This window comes from Pseudomonas sp. NPDC088368 (assembly GCF_044753445.1).
Lineage (GTDB): Bacteria > Pseudomonadota > Gammaproteobacteria > Pseudomonadales > Pseudomonadaceae > Aquipseudomonas > Aquipseudomonas bambusae.
The window spans coordinates 485,672-504,738 of the sequence record NZ_JBIVNG010000005.1 but is presented as its reverse complement, the minus strand read 5'-3'; the positions used below and the strand labels follow the sequence as shown (position 1 = coordinate 504,738).

Genomic DNA, 19,067 nt, shown 5'->3' with positions numbered 1-19,067 from the left:
AAGAAACCAACGGCCAGCTTTCAAATGCCGGGTTGGCGAGCATTGTTCCGACTCCGAAAGGGGCCAATGATTCCCCAAACGATTTCGGACCAGTCTGCGTTTTTACCGATGGGACGAGTTTTCACTCGCCTTTGTAGCGCGCGATTATCTAGTAGCCCGCGTTACAACGCATCAGGGGAAACAAAGTATTTATGGCTTTTTGCCTAATAAATTCGGGTGCATCAGGCAAAACCGGCGATTCAGGTCTCAAGCAAAAATGTCACAGGGCCATCATTCACCAAATGCACCTGCATATCCGCACCAAATTGGCCCGAAGCGACCGTCCCGTGCGAGGTTTTAGCCTTTTCCAGCAAATAGTCAAACAATTCGGCGCCGAGGGCGGGAGGCGCGGCTTTGGAGAAGCTGGGGCGCATGCCGCTTTTAGTGTCGGCAGCCAATGTGAACTGCGAAACCAGCAGTAATCCACCGCCCACGTCGCTCAACGACAGGTTCATTTTGCCGTCGGCGTCGCTGAACACCCGGTAGTTAAGCAGCTTGTGCAGCATTTTGTCGGCGCTGGCGCGAGTGTCTTGAGGTTCGACCCCCACCAGCACCAGCAACCCTTGATCAATGGCACCCACCGTTTCGCCCGCGACATCGACGCGAGCAGAACGCACGCGCTGGAGCAAACCTTTCATTTAATGCCTTCCAAATAGTGTCCAGACCCACAGGTTTACACCGCGTCCCGCCGGGCGCTTTGTTTACGCCTCTTCCGGAGGAAGATCGAGCAAACGCCGCGCCACTTGAGAAGCGGCACGCACCAGCGCGTCAGTGATGCCCGGCTCGGACGCTGCGTGGCCCGCGTCGCGAATCACCTGCAATTCGCTGTTCGGCCAGTTCTGGTGCAGTTCCCACGCGTTGTCCAGCGGGCAAATCACGTCGTAGCGGCCATGCACGATGATCCCCGGCAGGTGCGCGATCTTGGGCATGTCGCGAATCAGCTGGTTTTCTTCAAGGAAGGCGTTGTTGGTGAAGTAATGGCATTCGATGCGGGCAATGGACAGCGCGCGCTGTGGCTCGGAGAAGCGGTCCACCACCAGCGGGTTCGGACGCAGTGTCGCGGTACGACCTTCCCACGTGGACCAGGCCTTGGCCGCGTGCATTTGTGCGATCTGATCGCTGCCCACCAGACGCTTGTGGAAGGCCTTGAGCAGATCGCCCCGCTCGTCCTGCGGAATCGGTGCCAGGTAATCTTGCCAGTAATCGGGGAACAGACGGCTCGCGCCTTCCTGATAGAACCAATTGATCTCCTGTGGACGGCACAGAAAGATGCCGCGAAGAATCAGGGCGTGCACACGATCAGGATGAGTCTGGGCGTAGGCCAGCGAAAGGGTCGAGCCCCACGAACCGCCAAACAGCACCCATTTGTCGATGCCCAGGTGCTTGCGAATGCGCTCAAGGTCTTCGACCAAGTGCCACGTGGTGTTGTTTTCGAGATTGGCGTGAGGGGTGGAACGGCCGCAACCGCGCTGGTCGAAGGTGATGATGCGGTACAGGTTCGGATCGAAATAGCGACGGCTCTGCGCATCGCACCCCGCACCCGGCCCGCCGTGGATGAACACCACCGGCAAGCCTTCCGGCGAGCCGCTTTCATCGACATACAGCACATGAGGCTCTTCCACTGCCAGATCGTGCCGGGCATAAGGTTTGATCTGCGGGTACAAAGTCTGCATAGGTGCTCCATAAGTCCAATTCAGGGGCTTCTATCTATCTGCCGTTGGGCATCATAAACCCGAAATGACAAATGATCATATTGGCGCAGTGGACGCCGCGTATCGTGTGCAGCGGCGGAAACTGGAACGATCGATGCAAGGTGCTTCGCAGCCTCTGACAACTTGAAAAACCGGCGAACCAGAGCGAGCTGTTCGAGTCGAACCGAGGGTCGTGCAACCGGATATTTCGCCCGATGGCAGGAAATAACCGACGACACCCCCTACAGTCAATCAACCCCATTCAATCGTCCAACCAACTTGAGGTCGTACCCGATGTCTCCGGAACCCAACGTTCGTGACGCTGAAGTGGCAGCCTTTCGTGAAGCTGTACTCACCAAACTCGAATTCGCTGTCGGCAAAGACGCCGACCATGCGTTCGACCATGACTGGTTCATGGCCATCGCCCTGGCGACTCGCGACAAGATGGCCGAGAAGTGGATGAACCACACGCGCTACATCTACCGCCAGGAAAAGAAACGCGTGTATTACCTGTCGCTGGAATTTCTGATCGGGCGACTGATGTTTGATAGCCTGAGCAATCTGGGCATCCTCGAAACCGCACGTGAAGCGCTCAAGGGCCTGAACGTCGATCTGGAAAGAATTCGCACGCTGGAACCCGATGCCGCACTGGGCAACGGTGGCCTGGGCCGTCTGGCCGCGTGCTTCATGGAGAGCATGTCCTCCCTCGGCATCGCCGGTCACGGTTACGGCATTCGTTATGAGCATGGTCTGTTCCGTCAGGCCATCGTCGATGGCTGGCAGCAGGAACAGACCGAGAACTGGCTGGACTTCGGTAACCCGTGGGAGTTCGAACGTCCGGAAGTGATCTACCAGATCGGCTTCGGCGGCAGCGTTCAGCCGGTCCTCGACAGCAACGGCACGCCGGTGCTGGATGCCTCGGGCGAGACCCGTCAGGTCTGGAGCGCGGGCGAAACCGTCCGGGCGATTGCCTACGACACCCCCGTAGTCGGCTGGCGCGGCAAGGCCGTGAACACCCTGCGTCTGTGGCGTGCACGGGCGGTTGAAGACCTTCACCTCGAACGCTTCAACGCCGGTGACCACGTGGGTGCGGTGGCGGAAGTCGTGCGCGCCGAGAGTATTTCTCGCGTGCTCTATCCGAACGACAGCACCGAAGCGGGGCAGGAACTGCGCCTGCGTCAGGAATATTTCTTCGTGTCGGCCTCGCTGCAAGACCTGCTGCGTCGCCACAAGAACATGGGCTACACGATCAACAGCCTGCCTGAACACGCTGCGATTCAAATGAATGACACGCACCCGTCGATTGCGGTCGCGGAGCTGATGCGCATCCTGATCGATCTCTACGACGTGGAGTGGGCCGAGGCCTGGCGCATCACCGTCGGTACCCTCGCTTACACCAACCACACGCTGTTGCCCGAGGCGCTGGAGACCTGGTCGGTCGGCCTGATGGAACGCATGCTGCCGCGCCACATGCAGATCATTTACATGATCAACGCCCAGCACATCGACGACGTGCGCCTGGAACACAAGGACGACCCGGACCTGTTCGGTCTGCTGCGCGCGGTGTCGTTGATCGAAGAAGACAATGGCCGTCGCGTGCGCATGGGCAATTTGGCGTTCATTGGTTCTCACAGCATCAACGGCGTGTCGGCCCTGCACACGCAACTGATGCGCAAGACCGTGTTCGCTCAACTGCACAAGCTGTATCCGGACCGCATCAATAACAAAACCAACGGCATCACCTTCCGCCGCTGGCTGTTCCAGTCCAACCCGCAGCTCACCTCGATGCTGGTTGAGAAACTGGGCGAACAGGTCCTCGACAACCACGAAACCGCGCTGCTCAAACTGGAGCCGTTGGCCGACAACGCCGCGTTCCAGCAAGAGTTCGCTGCGCAACGGCTGCAAAGCAAAACCGCGCTGGCCAACATCGTTCAGGAACGGCTGGGCATCACGCTCAACCCGGAAGCGCTGTTCGACGTGCAGGTGAAACGGATTCACGAATACAAGCGCCAGCTGTTGAACCTGTTCCACACCGTGGCGCTGTATCAGGCTATGCGTGCCGACCCGAGCACCGACTGGGTGCCACGCGTGAAGATTTTCGCGGGCAAGGCGGCGGCCAGTTATCACTCGGCCAAGCTGATCATCAAACTGGCGAACGACATCGCCCGGACGGTGAACAACGATCCGACCCTGCGCGGTCGCCTCAAAGTGGTATTCCTGCCGAACTACAACGTGAGTCTGGCAGAAAGCATCATTCCGGCTGCCGACTTGTCCGAGCAGATTTCCACGGCAGGGCTCGAAGCATCGGGCACCAGTAACATGAAGTTCGGCCTCAACGGCGCGCTGACCATCGGCACCCTGGACGGCGCCAACGTGGAGATGAGTGAGCAGGTCGGGCTGGAACACATGTTCATCTTCGGCATGACGTCGCAAGAAGTCGAAGCGCGCAAACACGCGGGCGAGTTCAACGCGCACAACGACATCGCGTCGTCGCCGCGCCTGAACGACGTGCTGCAAGCGATCCGAGGCGGGGTGTTCTCGCCGGATGACCCGTATCGCTATGCCGGGTTGATCGAGCAATTGATCAACTACGACCGTTTCTTTGTCTGTGCGGATTTCGAGTCGTACTGGGACGCTCAGGCCCGCGTCGAAAAACGCTGGCACGACAGCAAGGAATGGTGGCGCTCAGCGGTCCTCAACACAGCCCGCATGGGCTGGTTCTCCTCGGATCGGACGATTCGGGAGTACGCGAACGAGATCTGGCACGCGCTGGATTGATGTTGTGATGCAGGACGGCGGTGGGTCAGTTGCACTTTTTCGCGACTGACCTGCCGCTGCGCTGCCGTCGTAACCTCCGGCAGCAAACACGATGGATCAGTTGTCGTCGAATGTGCTGATACACCCAGTTTGCAATACCCCTTGTAGCGACGCAGTTCTCGCGTCCTGACACAAAATGTTTCCTCTTCTCCAACGCCCGATATACTCCTCGCCATCGCCGTTCTGCGGCCGAAAAGGGATGTCGTCGCGTGCAATGGATTCTTCTGTTGGCTGGGTTGTTCATCGGGGCGGTGTTGGACGAATCGCTGATGGGCGGCGCCGTGGGTGGGGTTATCGGTCTGGCTCTTGGATTGAGCTTGCGCCTAACCTCTGTCGCGCGCGAAGCCGCTGCACAGAAGGCCGAGCTGGCGAAAACCCGGCTTGATCTCCAAGCCGTTCAAGCACGTCTGAGCCAACTGGACTCGACAGCCACACAATTGCCAGACGCCCCTGCGCCCGCTCCGCTCGATATCCAGCCTGTCGCCGACACCGGCCCCGAACTATTGTGGGATCTGCCGGACCTCGAACCTGAGCCTGTTGAATCCACCACTGATTCCGAATGGCGCCGCCCGGTCGATGCCCCTCCCCCGGTGCGCCCTGTTGCTCCGCCGCCAGCCCAGCCGAACCTGTTCGACAGCGCCCTGCTCCGCGCCAAGGACTGGTTGCTCGGTGGCAACACGGTGTTGCGCGTCGGCGTTGTGCTGCTGTTTCTCGGTCTGGCGTTTCTGCTGCGCTACGCCACAGAAGGCATGGTCGTGCCCATCGAAGCTCGTTACGCCGGGGTCGCGGCGGCTGCGCTGGCGCTGTTGGGATTGGGCTGGTGGCTGCGTCAACGCAACGAATCTTTCGCCCTGATGCTGCAAGGCACGGGCGTCGCGGTGCTGTATCTGACGGTCTTCGCCGCGATGAAAGTCCACACCCTGCTCGCCCCCGGTATGGCCTTCAGCCTGTTGGTCGCGGTGACGGTGTTCTCGGCAATTCTGGCGCTGACGCAAAACTCCCTGGCCCTCGCCTGCGTCGCCGCGCTCGGTGGTTTCGCAGCACCGCTGCTGACGTCCTCGGGCGAAGGCAGCCATGTCGCGCTGTTCAGCTATTTCGCCCTGCTCAACGCCGGGATCTTCGCCATCGCCTGGTTCAAGGCGTGGCGCCCGCTGAACCTGATCGGCTTCGTCGGCACGTTCGGCATCGGCTGCGCGTGGGGCTTGAAGGCCTATACGCCAGAGTTGTTCTGGAGCACCGAGCCGTTCCTGATTCTGTTCTTCCTGATGTACCTGGCCATTGGCTTACTGTTCGCCCGCCGCAAGCTTCAAGAGCACGCCTCCGGCCCTGAAAACGACAGTCGTGAGTCGGTCTTGCGCTGGTCGGCGAAGCAAAGTCACTACGTCGACGGGAGCCTCTTATTCGGCACGCCCATCGCCGGGTTCGGGCTGCAATACGCAATCGTCCAACACATCGAATTCGGCGCGGCCTTCAGTGCCTTGGTGCTGGGCCTTCTTTATATGGGCATCGCGCGGGTGCTCGCCGGACGCGCGCCAGGCCGGGCATTGCTGCTGGTCGAAACCTGCCTGTCACTGGGCGTGGTGTTCGCGACACTGGCCATTCCTCTGGGGCTGAGCGCGCAGTGGACGACCGTCGCATGGGCCGTCGAAGGCGCTGCGGTGTTTTGGTTGGGCATGCGCCAGAACCGCCTGCTGGCGAGGTTCTTCGGTCTGCTGCTGCAACTGGGCGCAGGCTTCGCGTTTCTCGGCATGGTGGGTCGCTGGGCGGCGTGGAACGACGGTCCGACCTTCAATCATGGCGATTTCTGGACACCGCTGATCATCGCGCTGGCGGGCTTGATCAGCGCCTTCGTCGTCGAGCGGATCGGCACATTGCGTCTGGCGTTCAGCGAACGCGTCCTGCAACCCGCGCTGTTGGTCTGGGGCGCGCTGTGGTGGTCGATCGCCCTGTGCGTAAGCACCCATTACGTGCCGGGCGCGCGCGAGATTCCAACGCTGTTGTTGCTGGGCGCCCTCAGCGTCGGGCTGTGGACCGTCGTGTCACTGCGCCTCAAATGGTCGGGGCTGGCGCAGCTATGCACGCTGTTGACGCCCGCCAGCCTCGCGCTGCTGGCCTTGATGCTGTTCAACCCTTATTACCACCCCGCTGCGGATTGGGGCTGGCTCGGCTGGGTGGCAGTGTTCGCGGCTCATGTGCTGTCACTGAGGAAGCTAGACGCCGTGCTTCATCGGCATCTGCGCAGCGCCGCGCATGTTCTTGGGTGCTGGCTGATCCTCGGCGTGGTGTCGCTGGAGTTGCGTTACGGCTTGTTGATCCTGTCCGAGTCCTACAACGCGTGGCGCTGGCTGGGCTGGGCCTTGCTGCCAAGCCTCTACTTGTTGGCGATGACCGCGCCGCGCAACGGGCCGGTGCCGTGGCCGGTCAGTGCCTACCCTCGCGAATATAGGGTCTGGGCCGCTGCGCCTCTGGCGGTCCTGATGTTGGCGTGGTTCTGGCTGGCAAACTGGTTCAGCGAAGGGGCGGCCGATCCGCTGCCTTACCTCCCGTTGATCAACCCGTTGGAGCTGGGCCTGTTGATCACCCTCGCCGGTATTTTCAGCTGGACGCGCCAGCAACTGCCGCAGCTGGGCGTCAGTCCCGATCATGCGCGCAAAGTGGCGCTGGTCATCGCCGGGGCTTCGGTCTTTGCGCTGGTCACCGCCATGGTCATGCGCACCGCGCATCATTGGGCGGCCGTGGCCTGGCACACCGACGCGTTGTTTGAATCGATGCGCGTGCAAGCGGGCCTGTCCATCGTCTGGACCCTGATGGCGCTGGCGCTGATGATCGGCGGCCATCTGCGCAAACGGCGGGATGTGTGGATTGTCGGCGCGGTGCTGATCGGCATCGTGGTCGCCAAACTGTTCTTCGTTGAGCTGAGCAATCGCGGCGGACTTGAGCGAATCGTCTCGTTCATCGGCGTTGGCATTCTGCTGCTCGTGGTGGGATATTTCGCACCATTGCCGCCGAAGAAACCTATGCGTAGCCCATCGCCAGACGACGTTGCGCCCAGAGATTCGGCATTGCCATGAGAATCAGGAGTCCGTTGTTGAGCCGTCAGTCCCTCGTCAAGGCCGCTGTTTTCGGATCGATCCTGTGCGCCGCGCTGTTCGCTCAAGCCGAAGACTTGCCGGACGATTTCGCCAGCCACACACCGTTGAGCGTCAGCGGCGAAGGGCCGTGGTATCGCCTTGAGCTGCCACTCGCCGCGCAGCTGAACGCACGCCAAGGCAATCTCAACGACGTGCGCATTTTCAACGCCGATGGCCAGGCCCAGCCGTACGCGCTGACCCTCAGTCAGCCGCAGCACACCGAAGACGAAACGCCGGTCGATGTGAAGTGGTTCCCCCTCTACAACAGCGACGACGCCAAGGACGCCGAGCCGAAAATCCGCGTCGAGCGCACCACCACCGGCACGCTGGTCGAAGTCCAGCCCCAGGGCGAGATCGAGGCAGGCGAAGAAATCCTGCGTGGCTGGCTGCTCGACACCAGCGCCATCAACGCGCCGCTGGACCAGTTGATTCTCGACTGGAACGCCGAGCGTGATGGCTTTCAGCGATTCAGCATCGAGGCCAGCGACGACTTGCAGCACTGGAAGCGCTGGGGTGAAGGCCAGGTGGCGCGGCTGTCGTTCGCAGACGAGCGGGTCGAACAGCGCGTCGTGACCCTGCCCGGCCGCAACGCTCGGTATCTGCGTCTGCTATGGACCAACCCGCAATCGGCGCCGACGCTGACCTCTGCTCAATTGGTCAGCACGCGCCCCGGCGTGATGCCGCTGAGCTGGTCGCCGAGCATCACCGGCACGGTGGAAAAGCCCAGCGTGTATGTCTGGCAGCTTCCGGTGGCCCTGCCGCTGGAGCGCATGAAAGTCGTCATCACCCAACCCAACAGCCTCGCGCCGGCCACGCTGTATGGCCGGGCGGACAACAACGCACCATGGCAGCTCATCGACGACGGCCTGCTCTACCGGCTGACTCAGAACGGCCAGGAAGTGGTGCAGGATGAAATGGCGCTGCCCGGCAATGTCGTCCGGCAACTGAAACTCGAAGTCGATGATCGCGGCGGTGGCTTGGGCAATGCAGCGCCAAAAATCAGCTTCGCCGTGCGCGCCACGCAAGTGGTGTTCCTGGGCCGAGGTGCACCGCCTTACAGCCTTGCCCTTGGCAACGCGACCATCAAAGGCGCAAACCTGCCGCTCAACACGTTGGTGCCCGGCGTGACGCCGGAGAAACTGGCAGCCCTGGGCACGGCCAGATTGACCACTACGCCGGTGGCCGTTGCAGTGTCTGCCGCCCCCGTCGCCACGGGGCCGGACTGGAAACGCATCGGCCTGTGGGGCGTTCTGGTGCTGGGGGTGATTTTTTTGGGATGGATGGCGATTGGCACGTTGCGCGCATCGAATTCGAAGCGTTGAAGCTGAACCGATCCTGCAGGTGAAAAAACGCGAACGTGGCGCCTCAACTTGTCACGGTCGAACGTCTACGCTCATGTAGCCCGTGAACTCAATCACTACAGAGTCGGTCTGACAGGCAGTAATAAGTCCTTACACGCGTTAAACTGTGCGCGTTTTTTATTTCCCTTCTTCCGGAGCTCTCCATGTCCCGCGTTACCCTGAGTCGCTATCTGATTGAGCAGACCCGCAGCAATAACACTCCTGCCGATCTGCGCTTCCTTATCGAAGTGGTGGCGCGTGCGTGCAAGGAAATCAGCCACGCAGTATCCAAAGGCGCCCTGGGCGGCGTCCTCGGCAGCATGGGTACTGAGAACGTTCAAGGTGAAGTGCAGAAGAAGCTGGACGTGATGTCCAACGAAATCCTGCTGGAAGCCAACGAATGGGGCGGTCACCTGGCAGGCATGGCGTCCGAAGAAATGGACAACGCCTACCAGATTCCGGGCAAATACCCGAAGGGCGCGTACCTGCTGGTGTTCGACCCACTGGACGGCTCGTCCAACATCGACATCAACGCTCCGGTCGGGACCATCTTCTCGGTGCTGCGTTGCCCGAATGAATACCTGAGCCAGAACGAAGCCCTGAACGAAAAGGCCTTCCTGCAACCAGGCACGCAACAGGTCGCCGCCGGTTACGCCATCTACGGTCCGCAAACCATGCTGGTCCTGACCCTGGGCGACGGCGTTAAAGGCTTCACCCTGGATCGCGAAATGGGCAGCTTCGTACTGAGTCATGAAGACATCAAGATTCCGGAGTCCACCCAGGAATTCGCCGTCAACATGTCCAACCAGCGTCACTGGGAAGCGCCGGTCAAACGCTACGTCGAAGAGCTGCTGGCCGGTGAAGAAGGCCCCCTGAAGAAGAATTACAACATGCGTTGGGTGGCTGCGATGGTCGCCGACGTGCACCGTATCCTGACCCGTGGCGGTCTGTTCATGTACCCACGCGACGCTCGCGAGCCGTCCAAGCCGGGCAAGCTGCGTTTGATGTACGAAGCCAACCCGATGTCGTTCCTCGTTGAACAAGCGGGCGGCGCGTCCACCAACGGCCACCAGCGCATCCTCGACATCCAGCCTGAAGGCCTGCACCAGCGTGTGGCGGTGTTCCTGGGCTCGAAAGAGGAAGTGGAACGCGCAACGTCGTACCACCAGGAATAACCGTGACCTCGCCCTGGCTGCCGGTGCTGGCGTGGTGGTTCGGTTCGGCCGAATCACCGACCGAAATCGCCAAGGCGAAAAACACGCTGTGGTTTGGCAAGAAAGCCTCTCAGGACACCGACGCGCGCCAGCGTTTCGGTGCTCTGGTCGATCAGGCGCTTCAGGGCGAATTGTCCGACTGGACTGAAACCCCTGAAGGCTGGCTCGCCCTGGTGCTGCTCCTCGATCAACTCCCTCGCATGATCTTCCGCGACAGCCCTATGGCCTATGCGGGTGACAAACGTGCTCAAGAATTGGTCCAGGAAGGACTGACGCTTGAACGGGACTTATGGCTGGCCCCGTTGCAACGCACCTTCATCTACCTCGTTCTCGAACACACCGAACACCTCGCCGCCCAAGACGATGCTATCCAGCGGTTCACCGAGCTGTTGCCCTTGATGCCAGAAAGTGAACGCGGGTATTTCAAACAGACCCTGGATTACGCGAAGAAACACCGCGTGGTCATCGATAGGTTTGGACGTTTTCCCCATCGCAATGAGGTGCTGGAGCGGGATTCGACAGAGGAAGAGATGGCGTTTTTGAAAGGGCCTGGGTCGAGGTTTTGAAGGCTACGGACTGCTGCGCAGCAGACGCTTGGTCAACAGTGAGACCATATCCCGACGCACATCCACGACCGCATGAACGAAAACGACTTCCTGGCGAATCTCGTAGATGATCCGGTTAAGACCGGAGATAACCTGCCGGTATTCACTCAAGTTCAGCATTTCAATCTCAGCAGGTACAACCCCCGCTTGTGGCGAAACGGCCAATATCCCTATGGCCTTCTTGATCTGCGCTGAAGTCTCAAACCAGACCGATTGGGAGAACCTGGTCACGACGTAATCGCGAAGCTCTTTCAAATCTGTTTTTGCAGAGTGGAGGATCACAACTTTGAAACTCATTGCGGGCCTGTCCCATCCAGCTCATCAAACACGTCGTCAACGCTTTCGAATTCGCCTCTCTCGATTTCCCTGTTGCCCAGCGCCAGTATCTTCAACAGCGCAAACGTCTCCATTTGTTCCTCATACGTTTTCACGTCCATCACGACCAACTTTGCTTCGCCATTTTGAGTAATCAACATGGGCTCCCTGCTCTCTGAGATGCTCTTCACGATTTCGGCGGTGTGACTTTTGAGATAGCTGATCGGCTTGATTTGCGATGAAAACTTCACGGTTGAATCCCCCGAAGACAAGACGGACTGATTTTAGTCTTTATTCAGTCCTTAGCACCAACAACAATCCGATGAGCAGGTATAAGACTTAGAATATGTCTGCTCGTGGTACGTCGTGCACGGAACCAGACCCACCCTTTCTCTTCTAAGCTTTCGGCATGACGTCAGCGGTTTGCGCCAGAGGCCAATCGCTGTGACGCTGTCCCCTCTCGATTCAGGAGCTTCACCCATGTCGTTGCGATCTCTCGCGTTGTTGTCGTTCTGCGTGCTGCTGGCCGCGTGCAGCAAGATCAATCAGGAAAACTATTCGAAAATCTCGGCGGGGATGTCCAAGGTCCAGATCGAACAGTTGCTGGGCAGCCCGACTGAATGCTCGGGTGCGCTGGGGATGTCGAGCTGCACGTGGGGCGACCAGAAGACCTTTATCAGCGTTCAATACGCTGCGGATAAAGTCGTGCTGTATTCGGGTCAGGGGCTGAAATGAAGGTGGGCTTCATGATGCGCGCTGCGGCCGTGGCGCTGGCGATGATCGGGTTGAGCGCCTGCGCGGTCACGCCGGAAGCGGAATCCATGGCCCCGCGCACGGCGGACCATGTGGACTTGAAACGCTATCAGGGCACCTGGTACGAATTGGCGCGGATGCCGATGTTTTTCCAGCGCAATTGCGCGCAATCCGAGGCGCATTACAAGCTGAAAGACGACGGCAACATCGCCGTGACCAACCGCTGCCGCACGCTGGACGGCAAGTGGGAAGAAGCGACCGGCACGGCGTCGCCGCAAGTTGAAGGCAAGACCGACAAGCTGTGGGTGGTGTTCGACAACTGGTTCTCGCACCTGGCGCCGGGCGTGGCCAAGGGGAATTACTGGGTGTTGTACGTCAGCGATGATTACAAGGTCGCGCTGGTCGGCAACCCGAATCGCAAGTACCTGTGGCTGCTGTCGCGCACGGCCCACGTGTCGGAGTCGGTGAAGAACGAACTGATGATGAAAGCGCAGCAGCAGGGGTATGACACGACCAAGCTGATCTGGCGAATCGAGGATTTGAAGATAGCGAAAGCCGCCGACTGATCCCCGATTCCACTGACGTACGCACACCTTCTGTAGGAGCGAATTCATTCGCGAAGGTGGATCAGACGACAGATCAGCGTCGGATGTACCCTTGTTTCGCGAATAAATTCGCTCCTACAGATTGATCACCGCAGGTCTTACCCGAGCAATTCCTTCAACACCTGCGCAAACGCGCGGCTGCTTTCCTCTTCGTCCGCGTGCCGCCCGTCACGAATCACCCATTGGCCGTTCACCATGACTTCACGAATCTGCCGGTCGCTGCCCGCGAACAGCCAGCGATTGAGAATGCCGTCGCCCGAAGCCGTGGCCAGATACGGGTCGTTGCCATCCAGCACCAGCCAGTCAGCGCGCTTGCCGACTTCCAGTGCCCCGATGGCTTGCCCCATCGCCTGCGCGCCACCCACCAGCGCGGCGTCGTACAGCGTGCGGCCAACCATGGGCTGATCCGGGCGATAGAGGCGATTTCGCCGCTGATCCCGCAGACGCTGACCGTATTCCAGCCAGCGCAGTTCTTCAACAACACTGAGCGAGACGTGGCTGTCCGAACCAATGCCCCAACGTCCGCCCTGTGCGATGTAGTCCACCGCCGGGAAAATCCCGTCGCCAAGGTTCGCTTCGGTGGTCAGGCACAGCCCTGCGATGGCGCGACTTTTTGCCATCGAGCCCACCTCGTCAGCCTCGGCGTGCGTCGCGTGCACCAGGCACCAGCGCTCGTCGACCTCGACGTTCTCGTACAGCCATTGCAGCGGGCGACGACCACTCCACGCCAGGCAGTCGTCGACTTCCTTCTGCTGTTCGGCAATGTGAATGTGAACTGGGCATTGCTTGTCGCTGGCGGCCAGCACCTCACTGATCTGCTGTGGGGTGACGGCGCGCAGCGAGTGGAAGCACAAGCCCAACGCTTGGGCCGGTTGTGCGCTGATAATCGGTTTCAGGTCCGATTGCAGGTTCAGGTAGCTTTCGGTGCTATTGATGAATCGACGCTGGCCCTCGTTGGGCGCCAGTCCGCCAAATCCCGAGTGGGTGTACAGCACAGGGAGCAGGGTCATGCCGATGCCGACCGAACTCGCCGCCTGGCTGACTTGCAACGCCAGCTCGACAGGGTTGGCGTAAGGCTTGCCGTCTGCGTCCTGATGCACGTAATGGAACTCAGCGACCGAGGTGAAACCGCCCTTGAGCATTTCGATGTACAGCTGACGAGCGATGACGCCCAATTGCTGCGGACTGATCTGGCCGACGAGGCGATACATCAAGTCGCGCCAGGTCCAGAAACTGTCGTTGGGGTTGCCCGCCACTTCCGCCAGCCCGGCCATCGCGCGTTGGAACGCGTGGGAGTGCAGATTCGGCATGCCCGGCACCACCGGACCGTTGATCAGTTCGGCACCCTGACGCTCGGCGTCGGCCTGGACGTTGGTCAGAACACCATCAGCACCGACCTCAAACCGCACGTTATTGGCCCAGCCAGCAGGCAATAGCGCTCGTTCGGCAAAGAAAACGGACATCGTTTCGCACCCCTCGCGTGAAATTGTCTATACATATACAGACGTTTGCCTGCCCGGTAAACTGCGGCAAGCTTGTCGGCGCTCGCGTTAATGGTTAGCGTGGGCGCTGGTTACAGCGTGTTCACCCACTGTTTTTGCTTATAACAAGGATTTTTCTGTGCCGACTCCGCCTGCCAATTCTCCGCTGGCCGCCCAGATGGGTGACAGTCCGGCGCCGCTCTACGCCCGGGTGAAGCAAATGATCACCCAGCAGATCCAGAACGGAACCTGGCCGCCTCATCATCGCGTGCCGTCCGAAAGCGAACTGGTGACCCAACTGGGCTTCAGCCGCATGACCATCAACCGCGCCCTTCGCGAAATGACTGCCGAAGGCATGCTGGTGCGGATGCAGGGAGTCGGCACGTTCGTCGCCGAACCCAAGACCCAGTCCGCGCTGTTCGAAGTGCACAACATCGCCGACGAAATCGCTTCGCGTGGCCACACCCACACGTGTCAGGTCATCATCCTGTGTGAAGAGGCGGCCGGCTCCGAGCGCGCATTGGCGCTGGACATGCGCGAAGGCCAGCGGGTGTTTCACTCGTTGATCGTGCACTTTGAAAACGACATTCCCGTGCAAATCGAGGACCGCTTCGTCAACGCGGCCGTTGCACCCGAGTATCTGCAACAGGACTTCACCAAGCAGACGCCTTACGCCTACCTTAATCAGGTGGCCCCGCTGACCGAAGGTGAGCACGTGGTCGAGGCCATTCTGGCGGACCCGGATGAATGCAAGCTGCTGCAAATTGAAAAAGGCGAACCCTGCCTGCTGGTTCGCCGCCGCACGTGGTCGGGCCGTCAACCGGTGACCGCCGCCCGCCTGATCCACCCCGGCTCACGCCACCGCCTGGAAGGACGTTTCACCAAATGACTCAGCTGACTGTTCTGCGTGCCGCCGACTACCCGCGCATGCCCTGGAAAAACGGCGGTGGCAGCACCGAAGAAATCACCCGCGATGCAGGCGAAGGGCTGGACGGCTTCGGCTGGCGCCTGTCGATTGCGGATATTGGCGAGTCGGGTGGTTTTTCGGTGTTCGCCGGTTATCTGCGCATCATCACGGTGCTGCAAGGCGCGGGCATGACGCTGAACATCGATGGCAAAAACAGCGAGCCGTTGCTGCCGTCCGATCCCTTCGCGTTCAGCGGTGACAGTCAGGTGTCGTGCACGCTGTTGAACGGGCCGATTCGCGACTTCAACCTGATCTACGCTCCAACCCGTTATCGCGCACGCCTGCAGTGGATCGATGTGCTGCAGCCTCAGCGCTTCTTCAGCTCGGCGAATGTGTTCGTGGTGTTCAGCGCGGCCGAGCAGATGGCGGCCAACGTGGGCGAGCATCCGCCGCAGTTGCTGGAAAAACACGATTGCTTGCAACTGGATAACAAGGAAGGGGCGCTGGTGGAAGTGGTGCTGTATGCGCCAACGGCGAGTCGGGTTTGTATCATCGAACTTGCTGCAATCTAAAAGCTTCTGCCCGCAGGGCGTAGGAGTCCAGCTTGCTGACGATCTGGCGCGAAGCGGCAGCAAACCCTGCGAATGCGGTATCTCTGATACAACCAAGGTCTCTGATTTTACTGCCGGTGCCCGGCAGATCGTCAGCAAGCTGGACTCCTACGCCTTCGGCAGAAGCGATCAGCGCCATTCGATACGCCTCCGCACAAGACGCCCGACGTATTTCAGGAAAAATGTTACCCAAGGACCCGCATGACATCGCCCAGCCCGCAAAAAGAAACCCCACGCGCCCTCGCCGTTCTCGCCAGTTTCCTTGCGTCGGAATCCGCAGGCGGAATCGTGTTGATGGGGGCAGCGCTCGCCGCGATCATCGTCGCCAACTCGCCCATGGCCGCGTTCTACTTCGCCGCGCTTCACAGCGTCTGGGGCGGCCTTTCGGTGGAGTTGTGGATCAACGACGGCCTGATGGCGATCTTCTTTCTGATGGTCGGGCTGGAGATCAAACGTGAAGTGCTCGCCGGTGGCCTCGCCAGTTGGGGCCAGCGCGCCCTGCCCGGTTTTGCGGCGGCGGGCGGGATGCTGGTACCCGCGCTGATCTACGTCGGCATCAATTTGGGCAACGCCGAAACCCTCGGCGGCTGGGCGATTCCGGCGGCCACCGACATTGCCTTCGCGCTGGGCGTCTTGTCATTGCTGGGCAAGCGCGTGCCCACATCGCTGAAAGTCTTCCTCGCCGCCTTGGCGATTCTTGATGATTTGGGTGCGGTCACGATTATCGCGCTGTTCTACAGCACTGGCCTCAACCTGCCGATGCTCGGCGCTGCGTTCGCCACGCTGGCAGTGCTGGTGATCATGAACCGCCTGGGCGTGCAGCGACTGTTGCCGTATCTGTTGCTGGGTTTGCTGCTGTGGTTTTTCGTGCTGCAATCCGGGGTGCACGCGACGCTGGCCGGTGTCGCACTGGCGCTGTGCATTCCGCTCGGCACACGGCAGGAAGAGGCCCGTTCGCCGCTGTTGTTGCTGGAAGAAAAGATGCACTACTGGGTCGCGTTTGCCGTGGTGCCGGTGTTCGGGTTCGCCAACGCAGGCGTGTCACTGTCGGGAGTCAATCTCGGCAATCTCGTGGACCCGGTGCCATTGGGGGTTGCGTTGGGTCTGTTCGTCGGCAAGCAGATTGGCGTGTTTCTCGCGGCCACGTTGGCGATTCGGTCGGGATTGGCAACATTGCCCGAGGGCAGTAACTGGATGCAGCTCTACGGTGTCGCGTTGCTATGCGGGATTGGGTTCACGATGAGCCTGTTCATCGGCAACCTGGCATTCCCCGGCGCGCCGCATTTGATTGACGAGGTAAAAATCGGGGTGCTAATGGGATCGATTTTGTCCGCGCTGGCGGGCATCGCCCTGTTGCGGAGCAAGTTGGCGCAACGCTGAGCCGCTTCCTGAACATTTTTTTGCAAACAGCTGCATCCAGATTCGTTTCTGGCGGGTAGTACAGTCAGCAGCCCTTCGCTGCCCACTGAAATACCCTCAGGAGAAACTGCGATGAACGCTAAACACTACCTCTGCCTGGCCGCCAGCGCCCTGGCCTTCACGTGTGCGTCTTCAGCCTTCGCTCAGGCGGATTTGCCCGACAGCATCAAGGTCCCGGCCGGTCACAAAGTCAGCATGGAAACCACTGGCGTCGGCGAAATCACCTACGAATGCAAAACCAAAGCAGACAACGCCAGCGAAATGGCATGGACGTTCGTCGGCCCCAAGGCGGTGCTCAATGATCGCAAGGGCCAACAGGTCGGGACCTACTTCGGCCCACCGGCAACGTGGGAAGCGAAAGACGGTTCGAAAATCACCGGCACCCAGTTGGCGGTTGCGCCATCGGGCGAGGGCCACCTGCCGTATCAACTAGTCAAGGCCAATCCCGCCGAAGGTAAAGGCGCCATGCACGGCGTCACTTACATTCAACGCGTAGCGCTCAAAGGCGGCGTAGCGCCCTCCACGACATGTTCGGCCGCCAACAAAGGCGCGAAAGAAGTGGTCAAGTATCAGGCTGATTACATTTTCTGGGCCAGCAACTGATCACGACGGTTTCAGAGGTCTTGCGCAGTAAACGGGCTATGCTCCTGCGCAAGCGACCTCAACCGTGATCGCACACACTCCCATGGATGGCCGATCAATTTGTCCGCACCTCAGACACCGTTCGACTATGAAGCAGCGTTGCTAGCCTGCGCCCGCGGTGAACGGTGGGCGCTGCAACGTCTTTATGAGCAGGAAAGCCCGCGTCTGCTCGGTGTGGTGCAACGCATCGTGATCGACCGCGCGCGTGCCGAGGACATCGTGCACGACGCCTTTATCAAGATATGGAGCAGCGCGGCGAGCTTCGACCCCTCCCGTGGCAGCGCCCGTGGATGGATGTTCACGGTGGCTCGGCATTTGGCGCTCAACAGTGTGCGCAACAGCGCGCGGGAAGTGTCTATGGACGATGACCATGGCAGTCACGTGCAAACAACGGTCGAGGGCTGGCAAGAGACCAGTGACGCCTTCGACTGGCGAGTCAACCCGGGCCGAATTCACACCTGCCTCGAACAACTGGAGCCGGTGCGTCGCAACTGTATTTTTCATGCCTACGTCGACGGCTACTCTCATCAACAGATCGCGCAAAAGCTGGGCGCCCCTTTGGGCACGGTGAAAGCCTGGATCAAGCGCAGCCTGGCTTCGCTGCGGGAGTGCATAGGATGATCGAACAACCAGGCACCCCCTCTGACGACGATGTCCAGTCCCTGGCCGGTGAATACGTACTGGGCACGCTCTCCGCTGGGCAACGGGCTGACGTTCAGCAGCGCCTTGAGCACGATGTTGCGCTACGCAGGGCGGTCGACGAGTGGGAATCCCGGTTGCTCTCGCTCACCGATTTGGCAGAGCCGCAGACGCCGCCTGCTTCTCTCTGGAACAGAATCGAGCACAGCCTCGATTCGTTGTCGGTTTTGTCACAGCCACGAGTGGATCGAGCGCCGCGTTGGTGGGACAGCCTTAACCTGTGGCGCAGCGTCGCCGGTTTTGGGGTCGCCGCTTCGGTGGTATTGGCGGCGTTGCTGGTGACGCAGCATGCACCTAAACCGGTGCCTTCTTACCTGGTGGTGCTCGTCGCGCCGCAGGACAAGGCGCCGGGCTGGGTGATTCAGGCCAGCGACAGCCGTGATATTCAGCTGATCCCGTTGGGCGAAACCTCGATACCCGATGACAAGGCACTGCAATTCTGGACCAAGGCCGACGATTGGCAGGGCCCGGTGTCGCTTGGGCTGGTCAAGCCAGGCCAAGTGCTGAGCGTGCCGCTGGACAGCCTGCCACCCCTGCAGCCCAACCAGTTATTCGAGCTGACCCTTGAGAAATCCACGGGCTCGCCGATCAACAAACCAACAGGCCCGATTCAATTCATCGGTCGCGCCGTGAAGGTGATCTGAGCCGCTGGGGAAATGAGTGGATGGGCGCTGACGAACCGACCCTGAAAATTCGCCCTCCGTGCGTCGTAACGGTGTGTTTCAGGAATGCGTCGACGGTTATTCTCAGCACTACATCGCACACGCATCTGGTGCGCCGTCGGGCACGGTAAACGCC

General features: G+C 60.3%; 19 protein-coding genes. 13 read left to right on the top strand and 6 right to left on the bottom strand.

Features of this window, described 5'->3' with window-relative positions:
- Nucleotides 1–239: 239 nt before the first annotated feature.
- Together dtd and pip are read right to left on the bottom strand one after the other, a co-directional pair.
- Entirely contained in the window at nt 240–677 is a 438-nt protein-coding gene (gene dtd / locus ACIQAL_RS14000) for a D-aminoacyl-tRNA deacylase (protein WP_401146196.1), read from the bottom strand.
- A 63-nt stretch (nt 678–740) separates the two neighbouring features.
- On the bottom strand, nt 741–1,712 hold the full coding sequence (gene pip, locus ACIQAL_RS13995) for a prolyl aminopeptidase (RefSeq protein WP_166598141.1): 972 nt from the start codon (nt 1,710–1,712) through the stop codon (nt 741–743).
- Between the two features lie 312 nt (nt 1,713–2,024).
- On the opposite strand from pip, the gene ACIQAL_RS13990 reads away from it, so the two are divergent.
- The 5 genes from ACIQAL_RS13990 (at nt 2,025) to ACIQAL_RS13970 (ending at nt 10,798) form a co-directional block, all read left to right on the top strand.
- Complete coding sequence (locus ACIQAL_RS13990) at nt 2,025–4,508, top strand: glycogen/starch/alpha-glucan phosphorylase (protein ID WP_401146194.1); 2,484 nt, start codon at nt 2,025–2,027, stop codon at nt 4,506–4,508.
- 248 nt (nt 4,509–4,756) lie between these two features.
- A complete protein-coding gene (locus ACIQAL_RS13985; RefSeq protein ID WP_401146191.1) occupies nt 4,757–7,618 on the top strand; it encodes a DUF2339 domain-containing protein in 2,862 nt (953 codons plus the stop codon).
- Entirely contained in the window at nt 7,615–9,000 is a 1,386-nt protein-coding gene (locus ACIQAL_RS13980) for a DUF3999 domain-containing protein (protein WP_401146189.1), read from the top strand. Before ACIQAL_RS13985 ends, ACIQAL_RS13980 begins: the two co-directional genes overlap by 4 nt.
- A gap of 182 nt (nt 9,001–9,182) precedes the next feature.
- Entirely contained in the window at nt 9,183–10,193 is a 1,011-nt protein-coding gene (locus tag ACIQAL_RS13975) for a class 1 fructose-bisphosphatase (protein WP_166598138.1), read from the top strand.
- Nucleotides 10,194–10,195: 2 nt separating this feature from the next.
- Complete coding sequence (locus ACIQAL_RS13970; RefSeq protein WP_401146186.1) at nt 10,196–10,798, top strand: DUF924 family protein; 603 nt, start codon at nt 10,196–10,198, stop codon at nt 10,796–10,798.
- A 3-nt stretch (nt 10,799–10,801) separates the two neighbouring features.
- On the opposite strand, the gene ACIQAL_RS13965 is transcribed toward ACIQAL_RS13970, so the two are convergent.
- Entirely contained in the window at nt 10,802–11,134 is a 333-nt protein-coding gene (locus ACIQAL_RS13965) for a type II toxin-antitoxin system RelE/ParE family toxin (protein WP_401146184.1), read from the bottom strand.
- Nucleotides 11,131–11,403, bottom strand: a complete 273-nt coding sequence (locus ACIQAL_RS13960) for a type II toxin-antitoxin system Phd/YefM family antitoxin (RefSeq protein ID WP_341960522.1) — start codon at nt 11,401–11,403, stop codon at nt 11,131–11,133. Before ACIQAL_RS13960 ends, ACIQAL_RS13965 begins: the two co-directional genes overlap by 4 nt.
- 229 nt (nt 11,404–11,632) lie before the next feature.
- On the opposite strand from ACIQAL_RS13960, the gene bamE reads away from it, so the two are divergent.
- Together bamE and ACIQAL_RS13950 are read left to right on the top strand one after the other, a co-directional pair.
- Entirely contained in the window at nt 11,633–11,887 is a 255-nt protein-coding gene (bamE, locus tag ACIQAL_RS13955) for an outer membrane protein assembly factor BamE (RefSeq protein WP_401146180.1), read from the top strand.
- Nucleotides 11,888–11,928: 41 nt separating this feature from the next.
- Entirely contained in the window at nt 11,929–12,471 is a 543-nt protein-coding gene (locus ACIQAL_RS13950; protein ID WP_401146240.1) for a lipocalin family protein, read from the top strand.
- Between the two features lie 137 nt (nt 12,472–12,608).
- Here the strand turns inward: ACIQAL_RS13950 and ACIQAL_RS13945 are convergent, their stop codons facing one another.
- Nucleotides 12,609–13,973, bottom strand: coding sequence for a formimidoylglutamate deiminase (locus ACIQAL_RS13945; protein WP_401146177.1), 1,365 nt, complete (start codon nt 13,971–13,973; stop codon nt 12,609–12,611).
- A gap of 196 nt (nt 13,974–14,169) precedes the next feature.
- On the opposite strand from ACIQAL_RS13945, the gene hutC reads away from it, so the two are divergent.
- Both hutC and ACIQAL_RS13935 read left to right on the top strand, forming a co-directional pair.
- On the top strand, nt 14,170–14,880 hold the full coding sequence (gene hutC / locus ACIQAL_RS13940; RefSeq protein WP_178115765.1) for a histidine utilization repressor: 711 nt from the start codon (nt 14,170–14,172) through the stop codon (nt 14,878–14,880).
- Nucleotides 14,877–15,470 carry a HutD family protein gene (locus tag ACIQAL_RS13935; protein ID WP_401146174.1) on the top strand — a complete coding sequence of 198 codons (594 nt, stop codon included), beginning with the start codon at nt 14,877–14,879 and terminating at the stop codon, nt 15,468–15,470. The genes hutC and ACIQAL_RS13935 overlap by 4 nt, the downstream gene beginning before the upstream one ends.
- On the opposite strand, the gene ACIQAL_RS13930 is transcribed toward ACIQAL_RS13935, so the two are convergent.
- A complete protein-coding gene (locus tag ACIQAL_RS13930) occupies nt 15,448–15,648 on the bottom strand; it encodes a hypothetical protein (protein ID WP_401146171.1) in 201 nt (66 codons plus the stop codon). The two genes, ACIQAL_RS13935 and ACIQAL_RS13930, sit on opposite strands and share 23 nt — an antisense overlap.
- Before the next feature lie 62 nt (nt 15,649–15,710).
- Here ACIQAL_RS13930 and nhaA point away from each other — a divergent pair, with 62 nt between their 5' ends.
- From nhaA to ACIQAL_RS13910, 4 genes are all read left to right on the top strand, one after another.
- Nucleotides 15,711–16,889 carry a Na+/H+ antiporter NhaA gene (gene nhaA / locus ACIQAL_RS13925; protein WP_401146169.1) on the top strand — a complete coding sequence of 393 codons (1,179 nt, stop codon included), beginning with the start codon at nt 15,711–15,713 and terminating at the stop codon, nt 16,887–16,889.
- Nucleotides 16,890–17,000: 111 nt separating this feature from the next.
- Nucleotides 17,001–17,531: a DUF3455 domain-containing protein gene (locus tag ACIQAL_RS13920; RefSeq protein ID WP_401146167.1), complete on the top strand. Its 531-nt coding sequence runs from the start codon at nt 17,001–17,003 to the stop codon at nt 17,529–17,531.
- A 99-nt stretch (nt 17,532–17,630) separates the two neighbouring features.
- Entirely contained in the window at nt 17,631–18,191 is a 561-nt protein-coding gene (locus ACIQAL_RS13915) for a sigma-70 family RNA polymerase sigma factor (RefSeq protein ID WP_401146164.1), read from the top strand.
- Complete coding sequence (locus ACIQAL_RS13910) at nt 18,188–18,913, top strand: anti-sigma factor domain-containing protein (RefSeq protein WP_401146161.1); 726 nt, start codon at nt 18,188–18,190, stop codon at nt 18,911–18,913. Before ACIQAL_RS13915 ends, ACIQAL_RS13910 begins: the two co-directional genes overlap by 4 nt.
- Nucleotides 18,914–19,067: the final 154 nt, after the last annotated feature.